This window comes from Acinetobacter sp. 226, from assembly GCF_048147925.1.
Taxonomy (GTDB): Bacteria; Pseudomonadota; Gammaproteobacteria; order Pseudomonadales; family Moraxellaceae; genus Acinetobacter; species Acinetobacter pecorum.
The window spans coordinates 64,485-79,205 of record NZ_JAYWYX010000005.1 but is presented as its reverse complement, the minus strand read 5'-3'; the positions used below and the strand labels follow the sequence as shown (position 1 = coordinate 79,205).

General features: G+C 45.8%; 12 protein-coding genes and 1 pseudogene. 9 read left to right on the top strand and 4 right to left on the bottom strand.

The features are described 5' to 3' along the window. Window positions 1-356: 356 nt before the first annotated feature. From VXP95_RS03330 to VXP95_RS03305, 6 genes are all read left to right on the top strand, one after another. Window positions 357-2,234, top strand: coding sequence for a DEAD/DEAH box helicase (locus tag VXP95_RS03330; protein ID WP_416705919.1), 1,878 nt, complete (start codon window positions 357-359; stop codon window positions 2,232-2,234). A 406-nt stretch (window positions 2,235-2,640) separates the two neighbouring features. Beyond that, a complete protein-coding gene (locus VXP95_RS03325; RefSeq protein ID WP_416680901.1) occupies window positions 2,641-3,459 on the top strand; it encodes an ABC transporter ATP-binding protein in 819 nt (272 codons plus the stop codon). After that, window positions 3,456-4,235 carry a lipid asymmetry maintenance ABC transporter permease subunit MlaE gene (gene mlaE, locus VXP95_RS03320; RefSeq protein WP_005248230.1) on the top strand — a complete coding sequence of 260 codons (780 nt, stop codon included), beginning with the start codon at window positions 3,456-3,458 and terminating at the stop codon, window positions 4,233-4,235. The genes VXP95_RS03325 and mlaE overlap by 4 nt, the downstream gene beginning before the upstream one ends. Further along, entirely contained in the window at window positions 4,235-4,912 is a 678-nt protein-coding gene (locus VXP95_RS03315) for an outer membrane lipid asymmetry maintenance protein MlaD (RefSeq protein WP_064094540.1), read from the top strand. Before mlaE ends, VXP95_RS03315 begins: the two co-directional genes overlap by 1 nt. A gap of 18 nt (window positions 4,913-4,930) precedes the next feature. Further along, entirely contained in the window at window positions 4,931-5,557 is a 627-nt protein-coding gene (locus VXP95_RS03310; RefSeq protein WP_416680900.1) for an MlaC/ttg2D family ABC transporter substrate-binding protein, read from the top strand. Window positions 5,558-5,572: 15 nt separating this feature from the next. After that, window positions 5,573-5,863 (top strand): STAS domain-containing protein, encoded by a 291-nt coding sequence (locus VXP95_RS03305; RefSeq protein ID WP_416680899.1) that lies wholly within the window; start codon window positions 5,573-5,575, stop codon window positions 5,861-5,863. A 111-nt stretch (window positions 5,864-5,974) separates the two neighbouring features. On the opposite strand, the gene VXP95_RS03300 is transcribed toward VXP95_RS03305, so the two are convergent. After that, on the bottom strand, window positions 5,975-6,988 hold the full coding sequence (locus tag VXP95_RS03300; protein ID WP_064094537.1) for a magnesium and cobalt transport protein CorA: 1,014 nt from the start codon (window positions 6,986-6,988) through the stop codon (window positions 5,975-5,977). Between the two features lie 152 nt (window positions 6,989-7,140). On the opposite strand from VXP95_RS03300, the gene VXP95_RS03295 reads away from it, so the two are divergent. Together VXP95_RS03295 and VXP95_RS03290 are read left to right on the top strand one after the other, a co-directional pair. Next, window positions 7,141-7,731, top strand: a complete 591-nt coding sequence (locus VXP95_RS03295; protein WP_416711437.1) for a TIGR00730 family Rossman fold protein — start codon at window positions 7,141-7,143, stop codon at window positions 7,729-7,731. Window positions 7,732-7,763: 32 nt separating this feature from the next. Continuing rightward, window positions 7,764-8,165 (top strand): NUDIX hydrolase, encoded by a 402-nt coding sequence (locus VXP95_RS03290; RefSeq protein WP_064094535.1) that lies wholly within the window; start codon window positions 7,764-7,766, stop codon window positions 8,163-8,165. 4 nt (window positions 8,166-8,169) lie between these two features. Here VXP95_RS03290 and VXP95_RS03285 read toward each other — a convergent pair. After that, a pseudogene (locus VXP95_RS03285) lies at window positions 8,170-8,805 on the bottom strand (ComF family protein). Then, window positions 8,792-10,837, bottom strand: coding sequence for an ATP-dependent DNA helicase RecG (gene recG, locus VXP95_RS03280; protein WP_416711391.1), 2,046 nt, complete (start codon window positions 10,835-10,837; stop codon window positions 8,792-8,794). The pseudogene VXP95_RS03285 and the gene recG overlap by 14 nt, the downstream one beginning before the upstream one ends. Before the next feature lie 33 nt (window positions 10,838-10,870). Between recG and VXP95_RS03275 the strand changes: the two genes are divergently transcribed. Then, window positions 10,871-11,686, top strand: coding sequence for an NAD(P)H-binding protein (locus tag VXP95_RS03275; RefSeq protein WP_416711390.1), 816 nt, complete (start codon window positions 10,871-10,873; stop codon window positions 11,684-11,686). 236 nt (window positions 11,687-11,922) lie between these two features. Here the strand turns inward: VXP95_RS03275 and plsB are convergent, their stop codons facing one another. Next, entirely contained in the window at window positions 11,923-14,490 is a 2,568-nt protein-coding gene (gene plsB / locus VXP95_RS03270; protein ID WP_416711388.1) for a glycerol-3-phosphate 1-O-acyltransferase PlsB, read from the bottom strand. Window positions 14,491-14,721: the final 231 nt, after the last annotated feature.

The window sequence follows — 14,721 nt, the reverse complement described above, 5'->3', positions numbered from 1 at the left end:
GAAATTAATATATAAATTATAGACAGAGCAAATTAGTTTTAAAACTTAATGACATTGTTGATTATTCTGCTATAATTTCGCCACGCACTTAATTTCTGTTCTTTACCTGAACACTATCTTCTAATCATTGTATGCGCGTGCTGTCCATAGAGAGGACATATCCTTCGCGCCCCAATCGCTTAAGCGATTCCTTCAGGTTTGCGGCCGTAATCATGCGTGCGTTATATCCACATCGTCGTTACTCGGATCGCTGCTGAATCCTAATATTTTCAGCATTATTTGCTGTGCCGCTTTTTGCCGATGTCCATAATTGTTATTTATTAAATGGAGCACCCATTTCAGGGTGAATACTCTCTATGAGCAAAACTTTTGCTGATTTTTCCCTCGATGAATCTCTAACCCAGGCTCTCGACGCTTTAGGCTTTACTACTCCTACTCCTGTACAAGAACAAGCGATTCCAGCTGCGCTTGAAGGCAAAGACCTTCTTGTGTCAAGCCAAACAGGTTCTGGTAAAACTGCTGCATTCTTACTGCCTACGTTAAATGCGTTGGCAAACCAAGATACATTAGTACCGTTTAAAGACCGTATGAAAGCGGTTACTCAACCGAATATTTTGGTGATTTCACCGACTCGTGAATTGGCACAACAGGTATGTCAAGACGCGATTGCATTTGTACGTCACATGAAAGGTGTTCGTATTGCGGCAATCATGGGCGGTATGCCTTTCGGTAAGCAAATTCAACAGTTAAAAGGCGCGCAAGTTGTTGTTGCAACTCCAGGTCGTTTACTTGACTTGGTGAATCGTCGTCAAATCAAGCTTGATAAAGTTGACGCGTTAATCGTCGATGAAGCTGACCGTATGCTTGACCTGGGTTTCTCTGAAGACTTGGAAGCAATTGGTGAGTTGGCTGCAAACCGTAAACAAACGCTAATGTTCTCTGCGACGTTTGCACCACGTATCATTACACTTGCAGAACGCATGATGAATGATCCAATGCGTATTTCGATCGAAACTGGTCACTCTACAAATACTGATATTACTCAGACTTTGCATTGGACTGACGGTTTCGAGCACAAGAAAAAATTGCTTACGCACTGGTTGAACGAAGAAGACGTTGATCAAGCAGTAGTATTTGCGTCAACTCAAGAAGACACAGATATGTTGGCTGAAGAACTTGCTGAAGCAGGTCTATCAGTTGTAGCACTTCACGGTGCTATGCCACAAACGGTTCGTAACCGTCGTTTACGCAGCATCCGTGAAGGTCGTGCAAAAATCCTTGTTGCAACTGACGTTGCTGCTCGTGGTCTTGACGTACCAACCATTTCACACGTAATTAACTTCGGTCTTCCAATGAAGAACGAAGACTATGTACACCGTATTGGTCGTACAGGTCGTGCCGGTCGTACTGGTAAAGCCATTACACTTGCAACTTACCGTGAGCGTGGCAAAATCCGTGCTTTGGAAGACTTCCTTGATGCGCGTCTAAACGTATCTGAAATCGAAGGTCTTGAGCCATCTCCACCTCCTGCACGTGGTAGCCGTGATGGCGCTGGCCGTGGTCGTGGTCGTGATGGCGGCGGTCGTCGTGATGGCGGTCGTGGTGGTTTTGGCGGTGGTCGTCGTTTTGAAGGCGAAAGCAACTTCAAACGTCGTGAAGGCGGTGATGATCGTCCACGTCGTAGCTTCGATGACAAACCACGTGGCGAACGTCCGGCATTTGGCGAAGATCGTCCACGTCGTGACTTCGGTGATCGTCCAGCGCCACGTCGTGAAGGCGGTTTCGGTGATCGTCCACAACGTTCGTTTGATGACCGTCCAAAGCGTGACTTTGGTGACCGTCCAGCGCCACGTCGTGAAGGTGGTTTTGGCGACCGTCCACAACGTTCGTTTGATGACCGTCCAAAGCGTGACTTCGGTGATCGTCCAGCGCCACGTCGTGAAGGTGGTTTTGGTGACCGTCCTCGCTCTAATGATGACAACCGTGGCAACCGTGTAGATTACAAGCCAGCTCGTGAAGGCGGTTATGGTGATCGTCCAAAACGTGATTTTGGTGATCGTCCTGCTCCACGTCGTGAAGGTGGTTTCGGTGATCGTCCAGCGCGTTCATTCGGTGATGACCGTCCAAAACGTGATTTCGGTGATCGTCCAGTACGTCGCAACTTTGATGACAAACCACGTGGTGAACGTTCGTTCGGTGGTGAAGATCGTCCACGTCGCAAATTTAACGACTAATTCAGTCGCTAGATGAAGATAAAAAACCGGTAGAAATACCGGTTTTTTTTATGCATTGAGTTTTTTACTTTTTAACGTAAAATGTCTACTAATTCATGTTTAGTCAGGGTTATGATAATTATTGATATGAAAAGCTTAACTGTTCGATCTCAATTGATAGAGGTGTATATGCCATATATCGCATTGACTTTGATTTTATGTAATATTATCTATTATTTATACAGTGTTTTTAATTAATCAATCTAGTCATTTCAAGCCTAAGTACATATTTTTATTATAAAAAACACGAAATAATCAATTGTTGTCATCTTTTTATGATATTCACCCACCTTTTTCAACTGCTAACATTTTGAACTTCGTTCCTTTATAGTATGCATGCTGAAAAAATGTAGGAATAAACTCAGCTATGAAAAATCAAACAGCGCGAGATACTCTGTCTTTGATTGAAGTCAAGAATTTGAGCTTCAAACGAGGCGAGCGCGTGATTTATGACGACGTGAGTTTGAATATTCGTCGTGGGCAGATTACTGCCATCATGGGACCATCCGGAACCGGTAAAACCACTTTATTAAGGTTAATTGGTGGACAGCTGACACCGGAACATGGCCAAGTCTTGTTGGATGGCAAAGATATTGCCTCGATGTCGCGTTCCGAGCTTTTTTCAGCACGTGCACGCATGGGCATGTTATTTCAGAGCGGTGCTTTGTTTACCGATATGAGTGTGTATGAAAATGTCGCGTTTCCAATTCGTGCCCATACCAAACTGCCAGAACATTTGATTAAAGAAATCGTGGCACTAAAACTGGAATCAGTTGGTTTGCGTGGTGCAGAGCAGATGATGCCGTCTGAACTGTCTGGCGGTATGAACCGACGCGTAGCTTTGGCCCGGGCGATCGCGCTGGATCCTGAGCTGATCATGTACGATGAACCCTTTGCCGGACAGGATCCGATTGTGATGGGGGTATTGACCCGTTTAATCCGCTCTTTGCGTGAAGCACTGGACTTGACCACGATTATTGTTTCGCATGATGTCGCAGAAACCCTATCCATTGCTGACTACATCTATGTAGTGGCAGAAGGTAAAATCCAGGGCGAAGGTACGCCGGCAGAACTCAAGGCGCATCCGTCTGCTTTTGTACAGCAATTCCTGACCGGTTCGGTAGAAGGCCCAGTGGATTATCAGTTTAGTCATCGGGCTTATTTAAGTGATGAGGTACGTTCATGAATGCAATTGCCGCATTAGGTAGACGCGTTATTGAACGTGTACAGGGAATTGGGGTCGCGACCCTGATGCTGTTGCAGATTTTATTTTCAATGCCGACATGGCTTGGAGTGAAACTGTTTGTTTATCAGATGTACCGGGTCGGGGTGTTGTCCCTGCTGATTATTGTGGTGTCTGGCCTGTTTATTGGAGCCGTTCTTGGTTTGCAGATGTTTAGCATCTTGTCGACCTTTGGCAGTGAGTCGATGCTGGGAACAGCAGTTGCCCTGACTTTGCTGCGTGAGCTGGCGCCAGTGGTTGCAGCTTTGCTGTTTGCTGGACGTGCCGGTTCAGCCTTGACCGCAGAAATTGGTCTGATGAAAGCCACCGAACAGCTGTCCAGTATGGAAATGATCGGGGTGGATCCATTAAAGCGTGTAATTTCGCCGCGTCTTTGGGCAGGGATTTTCAGCTTGCCCATGCTTTCGGTTATCTTTGCTGCAGTCGGCATTATGGGCGGTAAGATGGTCGGTGTGGACTTTCTGGGAGCCGACGAAGGCGCGTATTGGAGCGGCATGGAAAGCAGCGTGCAATTCTACAAAGATGTCTTGAATGGCACCATCATTAAAAGTTTTGTATTTGCATTAATTTGTACCTGGATTGCGGTATACCAAGGTTATGCTTGTGTCCCGACCTCGGAAGGTATTGCAACTTCTACAACCCGTACAGTCGTATATTCTTCACTGTGCGTTTTAGGCTTTGACTTTGTGTTGACTGCGGTCATGTTCGGAGGTGTTTAATGAAATCACGTACTAGTGAGCTGGCCGTTGGTGTTTTTGTTATTTTGTTTGGTATTGCCTTATTTTTCCTGGCAATGCGAGTCAGTGGTCTGGTTGGGAACAATATTTCCGACAGCTATGAAATGACGGCAACTTTTGAAAACGTGAATGGGATCAAGCCGCGCGCCAAAGTGGCATTAAGTGGTGTAAAAGTAGGACAGGTGGACCAGATTACCTTGGATCCTGTCACTCGTCTGGCGACCGTACATATGACGCTGGATGGCTCGTTGACCTCGTTTAATGCCGAACAGCTAAAGCAGGTTCAGCAAAATGCGCTGGAAGAGTTGCGTTATAGTTCAGACTATACAGCGGCTACTCCGGCACAACAAAAAGACATGGAAAAACAACTCTTAGCTAACATGAAATCCATCACTAATATTGATGAAGATGCTTATATTATGGTAGCAACCAATGGGTTGCTGGGTGAAAAATACCTGAAAATTATTCCAGGTGGGGGTCTGAACTATTTGCAACGCGGTGATCAGATTGCTAATACCCAAGGCACCATGGAAATTGAAGATTTAGTCACGAAGTTTATTACTGGCGGTGCCGGTAAGTCTTCGGATAGTCAAGAAGCTGCCCCAGAACAGGCGACAGTTTCAGGATCGACCGATGCAGAACCTGCATTCGTTGAATAATAGATTGAGGAGATATCAGTGAAGACTTTAGTAAAACAAACGCTTGCAGCAAGCATTCTTTCCACCGTGGTTGCTGGTACAGTGTTTGCAGCTCCAAGCCAAACGCCTCCTGAGTTTATTAAACAAGTGGCGGATAATTTGGTTAAACGTTTACAGGCTGATCATAGCAAATTACAGAGTAATCCAGCCTTGGTCAAAACCATTGTACGTCAAAATCTGGATCCATATATTGATTCACAAGCTTTTGTGCGTACAGTCATGGGCACTTATGTGCAACAAAGTACTCCAGCACAGCGTGCCCAGTTTGAAAAGAATTTCCGTGAAACCCTGATTGAAAACTATGGTTCGGCATTTGCGAAATATAGCAATCAGACTTACAGCATGCGTCCATACAAAGCCAGCAACAGCAAAAACCCTGTGGTGACCATTGATTTCAATAACAAGGGCGAGAAAATACCGGTAGCGTTCCAGTTGGTGGATAAAGGTTCACAGTGGAAAATCCGTAACATCAACGTATCTGGTATTGATCTTGGTTTGCAGTTCCGTAACCAGTTTGCTGCGACAGTCAAACGTAATGGCGGTAATATAGATACAGCGATTGCCAACTTTAAACCAGATGCAGAAGCCGCAATTGAAAAGAAATAATCAGATAGGTGAGCCGTGATTGTATTCAAGGATCAGGAATTGCAGGTGTCAGGCAAGATTGACTATGCCAATGCGCAGGACTATTACCTACAGGGCCTGCGTGTGATTCAGTCACAGAACAAGTTTCCGCTAGTGGTTAATCTGGCCGGGCTTGAAAGTGGCAGTACCTTGGCTCTGGCAGTATTGGTGCGTTGGTTGCGTCAGACGCCTCAAGCACAAGGCCTGCAGTTTAAAGCTGTTCCACCGAAGATGATGAATATCATTCAGGCCAGCCATCTCCAGGATGATCTAAAAATCATTCAGTAGAAGCAATAAAAAAGCACCTTTCGGTGCTTTTTTATTGCTCTTCAAATAGGCATGGATCAGATGAGGGGTACTCCTTGAGCTTCGACTTAAAAGCAGGGCTTTAAAGCCCGCTCAAATCCATTTCTTCCATCTAAAGTAAATTAATGGTCCGATCAGAAAGCCGATCAAAATAATACTGACCATAATGAAACTCATGGAGCCTTTAGCAAAGGGCAATACATCGGTATTCATCCCATAAATACTGGCAATCAGCATCGGTGGCGCAAGCATACTTGGCAGAATAGAGAAGCGGCGAATGGTATCATTCTGTTCGGTGTTAATGAATCCTGACGTAGTATCGAGCAGGAAGCGCACTTTCTGGAACAGGAAGGCATCATGCTCCACCAATGAGCGGACATCTTCACTGAGCTCCCGGATATCTGCATCATAAATATGACTCCCTAAAGCGCGTGGACGCGCCAGGAAGGTCAGAACACGCCGTAAATCGATCAGACAGAGTTGCGCTTTACCCAGCATATCTTCCAGTTGCGCCAGCCGGGTAATCATGTCATCCAGATCGAGAATTTGCTCACGATGACGGTTATTCAACACTTCGGTTGAATATTTTTCTAAATCTTTATGGACATCTTCCAGGATGTCGGCCAGTTCATCCAGCTTGGCTTCAAGCAGACCCAATAGAATCCAGGTCGGATCTTTATAATCGATGTCATAATCATTGCGGCGTGCCCGGGCACGAAAGGCACGAAAAGCCACCAGCTTTTCACCGCGCAAGGTAAACAGACGATCCTTATGCAGAATGAATGCCACAGTCTGTACCGTCGCCAGCATGCTGGACTCATCTTCATTTTCGTTCTCGACCTGATAGTTTTTATTTTTGGTTAAGAAATATGTGCTGATGTGCAAAATTCCGTCATCATCACGGTAAAATCGGGCACTGGAGGAAATATCTTCTAGCGATTTTAAAGTCGGTAAGTTTTGTCCATAGGCATCTAGAATCCATTGCTGCTCTTCTTGTGAAGGTGCAATCAGGTCAAGCCACACTAAATCTGGATGTAAGTCGAAATCACCATTAATCGTGATATCTTCTAAGCTACCGCGCTCTGTGGCGTAAAAGGCTTCAAGCATGCTGTCTTTTCTCCCTGGCGCAGTATGTGAATTGGAATGGGTGTATTTTAGACAAGGAATTGAATAAAAACACTGATATTAAGTGGTTATTTTTGGAAAAAACGCGCTGGAAGCGATTACGTACAATATACCGTCAATTAGAGGATGAAATGATGAATTCTATCGCAATTTTTTGTGGTTCAGCCCTAGGCTCGGATCCTCTTTATGCCCAGATTGCTAAAAAGGTGGGTCAAACCTTGGCCGCCAGGCATCAGACGCTGGTATATGGTGGTGGTCGTTCTGGCTTGATGGGAATTATCGCTGATAGTGTTTTGGCCGCCGGTGGCAAGGTGATTGGGGTAATTCCGAGGCAACTGGTGAATCGTGAACTGGCACATCCGCATATTACCAAGTTATTCGTGGTGGAGAATATGCATGAGCGTAAAACCCGAATGTCAGAACTGGCTCAAGGGTTTATTGCCATTCCGGGTGGTGCGGGAACGCTGGAAGAAATTTTTGAACAGTGGACCTGGGCGCAACTGGGAATTCATAAAAAGCCTTGTGCTTTTCTAAATGTTGATGGTTTCTACGATGACTTGCTTAAATTTATTTACATGACCACCGAGAAAGGATTTACCAAGGCACGTTTTAGTGATGCTTTAATTGTCAGCGATGATCTGGAAGAAATTTTACGTCGATTCGAAACTTATCAGCCACCTGAGCCTAAATGGGGTAGGAGCGATCAGACCGATCTTGTAAAATAAGCTGTCCCCTAGCATAAAGTTATAAACCAGAGATGAAGATAATTACAGTGGCTGCAGCCATTATTTTAAATGAAGCGCAGCAACTGCTTGTGGTTCGCAAGAAAGGAACGTCCTGCTTTATGCAGGTTGGTGGCAAGCTGGAGCCAAATGAAGCACCAGAAGCAACGATGTTACGTGAAATTCAGGAAGAAATTGGCGCCCAAGCACACATTCAGCAATTCATTGGACGTTTTGAAACGGCAACAGCCAATGAGCCTGATCATCAACTGGTGAGTTATGTCTATTGGGTAAGACTGGATCAGGCACCAAAAATTGAAGCGGAAATTGCTGAAATGAAATGGATAGATCTGGACGAAAAGCAGGTCTTGCTGGCACCCTTGACCACTGAAATTGTCATTCCATGGGTGAAGTCACAGTTACTTGCTCAGGCGTAAATGTTCAGATTCCCGCACCGGCCAGACAGGCCGCATAAATTTTTTGACAACCCAGTTGTTCAAGTGTTTGGCTGAGTGCCCGGATCGAGCTGCCAGTCGTGACGACATCATCGATAATCAGCACCCGACGATACCGCAGCTTGGAAATGGTGCTGATCTGGAATTGTGACTGGATATCTTCAATTCGCTCCAGCCGGCTTAGGCCCTTTTGCGAGTGTTGTTTTAGTCGTCAAACAGGTTGCCAGATGGGTGCATTCAACTGTTTTGCCACATGTTTGGCCAGTACCAGGGATTGATTATAACCGCGCTCGGCCAGACGCTCATTCGAGATCGGCATCGGTACTATCGCACTGACTTTAGGCAGGTCTAAACTTAACAGCGCACCTGCCAGTAAATTTTGCAAATGCAGTTTCTGTTCATATTTAAACAGTTGAATCAAACGATCCATCGGATAGGCATAGTCGCAGGCAATCTGGAACTGCATTTCCTGCCGTTGAATGGTTTGATGTGCCCAGGGTAATTGTCGCCAGCAATCTTCACAGACTGAATGAATGGACTGATAATCGGTCAGGCAGAGCTGACAGGGCTGTAAGCGGGTGAGCCAGGATTTTCCGTGTTGCAGTAATTTAAACATAGGCATAGCGCGGTGCTTCCGGTAGCCAGCGTTGCAATAATGCTTCGGCCTGATCAGGATAATCCTTGAGCATTTGCTGGGCCACATAATGTGCCTGATTGAGCAGGTGATCATCACGTTCCAGTTTGGCCACACGGAAATTCATGTCGCCAGTCTGTTTGGTTCCAAGCAGTTCTCCCGGGCCACGCAATTCCAGGTCTTTCTCGGCAATCATGAAGCCATCATTGGTTTCGCGCATGATTCTTAAGCGTTCCTGACCATTTTGCGACAGCGGATGTTTATACAGTAGGGCACAGAAACTGGCTTTGGCGCCACGTCCGACTCGACCCCGTAACTGATGCAATTGAGATAGGCCCAGACGCTCGGCATTTTCAATCACCATAATGGAGGCATTTGGTACATCGACGCCGACTTCGATCACGGTGGTAGCAATCAGCAGCTGTAATTCATTATTTTTAAACTGCTGCATTACCGCCTGTTTTTCATCGGCTTTCATCTTGCCATGTACCAGTCCGATATTCAGCGCAGGAAAGCGCTCGCGAATTTCAGCGAAAGTGGCTTCTGCAGCTTGGGCATCTAAAGTTTCGGACTGTTCTACCAGTGTACACACCCAGTAGGCCTGCTTGCCTTCAGCACAGTTGCTGGCAATCCGTTGCAAGACTTCTTCGCGCCGGTCTAATGGAATGGTCACGGTCTGAATCGGGGTACGGCCCGGCGGCAGCTCATCAATCACAGAGGTATCCAGATCACCATAGGCAGACATGGCCAGTGTGCGTGGAATCGGAGTCGCTGTCATCACCAGTTGATGCGGTGACATACCATCTAGCCCTTTATTTCTGAGAGCAAGGCGCTGATCTACACCAAAGCGATGCTGTTCATCAATAATCACCAGACCCAGTTTGGCAAACTCGACATTTTCCTGAAACAGGGCATGAGTCCCGATGACCAGATGAGCGCTGCCATCCCGAATCAGCTGCTCTGCTGCTGCGCGCGCTTTACCTTTCTGCTTGCCGGAAAGCCAGGCTACATTTAAGCCTAAAGGTTCAAACCAGCGTTTAAAGTTCAGATAATGCTGCTCGGCCAGAATCTCGGTCGGTGCCATCAATGCCACTTGCCAGCCTTCTTCCAGTGCATGGCAGGCAGCTATACCGGCCACCAGTGTTTTACCCGCGCCGACATCGCCCTGAACCAGACGTAACATCGGCTTATTTGTTTTTAAGTCCTGCGCAATTTCTCTGGATACACGTTTTTGCGCACCGGTCATTTCAAAAGCCAGACTGGCCAGTAACCGTTTGGCATAGGTCTGACTTGGCGCAAATGAAGGTGCTTCGACCTGCTGGATGAAGGCGCGTCGGGTCAATAAACTGATCTGATGCGCTACCAGTTCTTCAAAGATCAAGCGTTGCTGTGCAGGATGTGAGCCTTGTGCCAGCTGCAGCATATTGGCATTGACTGGCGGGTGATGGATATATTCCAGTGCCTGTTTCAGTGCATAACCGTTACTAAATTTTGCTGGCAGCAATTCAGGCAGATGATCGCTGTATTGAGCCAAGGCCTGCTGAATATAGTCCCGTATTTTTGGTTGGGTCAGGCCTTCAGTCGCCGGATAAATTGCCGTGAGCTGGGTTTGAGGTAAAGGTGTGTCCTCAGTAATGACTTGCAGTTCGGGATGATACATTTCCAGACCGCGCGCACCAACCCGCACTTCACCAAAAATTCTTAAACGGTTACCCAGTTTGCAGCGGTCGGTAATGCCTTTATAAATATGATAAAAACGTAAAGTGACTTTGCCAAAATCATCATCCAGCAGCACAGCCATGGATTTGCGTTTGCCAGGGGGGAAATCCACGCCTTTGACGATGCCTTCCAGCAGATAGCTGCGTCCCACGCTCAATTGATTCATAGGAATGATCGTGCTACGGTCTTCATAGTCACGTGGTAGATGAAAAAGCAAATCATCAGTATTGAAGATATTTAGTTTTTCGAGTAATGCAGCGGCGGCATTGCCAACGCCTTGTAACTGATGGACTGCAGCCATGTCCCCTCAACCAGATTTGTGATTCGGTGCTCAATGCATATTTTATTTATCGGTTATGGTAAAACATCCCGACGTGTGGCTAAACAACTATTTGAGCAAAGTCATCAAATTAGCACAATTAGCCAGAGTCCCAAAACAGATTCATTCGCAACTCATCTGATTCAGGATGTGCATCAACTGGATTTAACTGCAGTTACTCCAATTGACTGGGTCTATGTATTACTTAGTCCAAAACAAAGTACGGTTGAAGGCTATCAGCAGACTTATCTGGATTCGGTTCAACCTATTGTGGCTGCCTTGAAACAGCATCCGGTGAAACGGATTGTGGTGGTGTCATCGACACGAGTGTATGGGCAAGATGCCGGTGAAATCGTAGATGACGAAACTGAAATTTACCCAATTGATGCTCAGGGCACAATCTTACAGCAGATGGAGCAGGCTTATTTCGCTGCTTATCCTGAGCAATGTACGATCATTCGTCCAAGTGGGATTTATGGAGCATCGGTAGAACGCTTACAAAAAATGGCTGCCTCGATGACGAGTTATCCGAATCTGCACTGGTCCAATCGGATTCATATTGAAGATTTATCACGTTTCTTATCACAGATGATTCACGTGGAACATCCTGAAACTTCTTATATTGTGACCAACAACGATCCAAAATTATTGCATGAAATATTGCAATGGTTCCAACAGCAGATAGGGCTTCCTTTGCTTAAGGTGGAAAGTGAGCAGGTCACGGGTAAAAAGCTTTATGCGACCCGAATGCAAAAAATGGGATTTGAATTAAAACATCTGGACTGTTATGAGGATTATTTGGAGTTGATGAGGAAAAATAATCCCTTCTAACCTCCCTTTAAAAAGGGAAGAATCCCCCTCCTTTTCAAAGGAGGGTTAGGGGAGGATTTTATCTAGAACCACCTCTCCCTAATCCTCACTTGCGCTTCGTTTTAAAAGCCGTGCTTTAAAACTCGCTCAGGAGAGGGAATGCTATATTTAAATAATGGCATTAGCTTCTCAGTTTTCACTTCTTATAAATTCTTAAATAAAAAAGAGAGGCCTTAGCCTCTCTTTTTTATTTAATCTTACTTCTTTTTCCGCTTCGCACGTTTCTTGGCTTGTTCAGCCGCAACTGCATCCAGGGCTTCTTTAAGTTCTTCATCGGTAAAGGCGGTAATGTGATGCAGCATCTGCAATTTCACTTCGTCCAATACCAGATCGGCATATTTCGCTACATTGGTCAGCTGTTCATCAAAGACAATCGCATTGTCTTCATTGGTACACAGATAACCTTTCTGGGTTAATACTTTAATGAAGCTCTGGAACAGGGCTTTATCGAAGAATTCAGGCGAATTGAACTCGTATAGTACAGACAGACGCTGACCAACTAAATAGCTCAGCTCTTCCACCTGACGGGTTGAAATATTGCCTGAATCACGCTGGGTAATCAGTGCCAAAGTCATGTAATAACGCTCCAGACTTTGGGTCACTGGGGCAGCCAGAACTTCGAGCTGATGATGCGCTTCAGTATTCGGTGCAGGTGCAATCAGGTTTTCGCCATCTTGCGTGATCAGTTTTGAAGAAATCAGGTTATCAATATGGGCATTGACCTGATTTTGAATCTCATCTTCATGCCATTTTAAAAATAGCTCAGCTTTGAGGAACGGATACAGGGTGCTGCTGATATTGACCACATCATGACGGCGGATGGTGCCGTTATGTTCAGTCAGGGCTGCAATCAGGGATGGCAGTATAAAAGTATGCACAATATTATTACGGAAATAGGTCAGCAGAACCGCCTGATTATCTTCAATCGCAATAATATCGCCCAGTACATGCTTGACCCGTTTGATCAGTTTCAGCTTCATTGCATAGGCAATTATTTCTTTGCCTGACAGCGGTGTAACCTGCATGCGTTCATCATAAGGCAGGGCGGTGAGCAAGGTGCGATAAGTATCCAGCTGTTTGATACAGATTTCTTCATCCAGCGTATGTTTTGGCGTGGCCAGCAAGATTAAAGATAATAACGATACCGGATTGATCACGACTGCACTGTTAATATTTTCCAGAATGGCCTGTGCAGAGCTATTCACCGCGTCAGAAACCGCTTGTGGAACCGGATCATCGTTCTTTTCGATCTTGATATTTTCTGCACCATGCTGTTTCAGGATATCATCCAGAAATACCGGTTTACCGAAGTTCAGGTGCACCTTGCCAAAAATGCGTTCAATCTTGCGCAGGGTTTTCAAAATACCAAAAATAGACTCGGCTTCTTTTGGCTTGCCACTCATTTCACCGACATAGGTACCACCTTCCATTAGGCGTTCATAGCCGATATAGGTCGGTACAAATACAATCGGTTTGGACTTGCCACGTAAATGACCATGCACGGTCATTGCCAGCATCCCGGTTTTTGGCGGTAGCAAACGACCGGTACGTGAACGGCCACCTTCAATAAAGTATTCCAGCGGGGTATTACGTGACAGGACGCTATACAGATATTCTTTAAAGACCGTGGTATAGAGCGCGTTGCCGCGGAAGGTACGACGGATAAAGAAGGCACCGCCACCGCGTAAAATCTGGCCCACAAAAGGCATATTCAGGTTGTCGCCCGCTGCGATGTACGGCACCATCAAACCACGGCGATAGATCACATAAGACAATAACAGATAGTCAATATGACTGCGGTGACAGGGGGTATAGACAATTTCATAATCCTTGGCCAGTTCACGCACAGTACTGAAATTATGGACTTCCACGCCGTCATAAAGCTGGGTCCATAAGCGGGTCAGGGCTTTGTCGGCAAAACGTACGGTAGAATGAGAATAATCGGAAACGATTTCGTTCAGATAACCGATGGCACGACGTTCGGATTCCAGCATCGAGGTTTTACTGCGAATACTGTCATTGCGAATCGCCGCCTGTACATCTGGCGACTTGATCAGACCATGCATCACATTACGGCGGTCGGACAGATCCGGCCCGAGAATGACTTCACGCTGACCATCCAGATAATCATTTAAAGTGCTGACAATATAGGTTGCCGGTGCGGAATTTGGATGCGTCTCTTTGGCAAAGTTAATCAATGCGCGTAAAGACTGCGGTTCATGGAATTCTAAATAAGACTGGCGACCATGCAGGCCGATATTGACCAGTTGCTTGACCCGGCTCGGTGTAGACCAGGTATCGGTAAACAGCAGCTTAAACCAGGAATCTTCTTTTTCAGGCTCACGTCCCCAAAGTACTGTTACCGGAACCAGTTCGACATCCAGCTCAGGATGCTGTTCCAGAACCTCAATCAGGCGTAATAGACGTGGCGGAAAAGCATGCGGAGGAGAACTCAACAGGTTATTTTCATCATGATGCTGTAAAAACAGCAACGATGCTTTTTCCTTGTGGTTACCCAGTTGCATTGGATCAAGTGCAGCCGGTAATTTTAAACGGCGCGTTTCTGCATCGACCACGAGCGCATTACTACGTGAATGGTTCTGTAAAACGTAGCAGACCAGCTTTTGCGATTCTGCTGTAGTCTGATCAGATTCAGGTGCTGTCACTTCACTTGGTACTTCCCCAAGAACATGAGGGGTAACCACAAGATCAAGTAGTTTACTTGAAAGCTTGCGATACATTTGACCAAAGCCATTCTTGGACATAGCTGCTCCTAATTTTACTGACCAAAACCACAGGGCTTCTGAGGGGATTTATTTTGCGGGTTTTTAAGATGAAACAATATATCTTTTTTAACAACTTCAACAGAAGTAGTTCAATTTTAGCGTGAAAGTAGATGCTTTTCCTAGTCACTTATGACATGAGTATGACAGAACAGTCATGCAATCTTTAGAGTTTCAGTCTGATTTTGTGGCAGAATATTCCAGATCAATTGT

Excerpts from the sequence above, each read along its gene's own strand:
- VXP95_RS03295 (WP_416711437.1), top strand. The coding sequence starts at position 7,141 with ATGAATTCTATCGCAATTTTTTGTGGTTCAGCCCTAGGCTCGGATCCT.
- VXP95_RS03275 (WP_416711390.1), top strand. The coding sequence starts at position 10,871 with ATGCATATTTTATTTATCGGTTATGGTAAAACATCCCGACGTGTGGCT.
- recG (WP_416711391.1), bottom strand. The coding sequence starts at position 10,837 with ATGGCTGCAGTCCATCAGTTACAAGGCGTTGGCAATGCCGCCGCTGCA.
- plsB (WP_416711388.1), bottom strand. The coding sequence starts at position 14,490 with ATGTCCAAGAATGGCTTTGGTCAAATGTATCGCAAGCTTTCAAGTAAA.
- VXP95_RS03290 (WP_064094535.1), top strand. The coding sequence starts at position 7,764 with ATGAAGATAATTACAGTGGCTGCAGCCATTATTTTAAATGAAGCGCAG.
- VXP95_RS03315 (WP_064094540.1), top strand. The coding sequence starts at position 4,235 with ATGAAATCACGTACTAGTGAGCTGGCCGTTGGTGTTTTTGTTATTTTG.
- VXP95_RS03300 (WP_064094537.1), bottom strand. The coding sequence starts at position 6,988 with ATGCTTGAAGCCTTTTACGCCACAGAGCGCGGTAGCTTAGAAGATATC.
- mlaE (WP_005248230.1), top strand. The coding sequence starts at position 3,456 with ATGAATGCAATTGCCGCATTAGGTAGACGCGTTATTGAACGTGTACAG.
- VXP95_RS03325 (WP_416680901.1), top strand. The coding sequence starts at position 2,641 with ATGAAAAATCAAACAGCGCGAGATACTCTGTCTTTGATTGAAGTCAAG.
- VXP95_RS03330 (WP_416705919.1), top strand. The coding sequence starts at position 357 with ATGAGCAAAACTTTTGCTGATTTTTCCCTCGATGAATCTCTAACCCAG.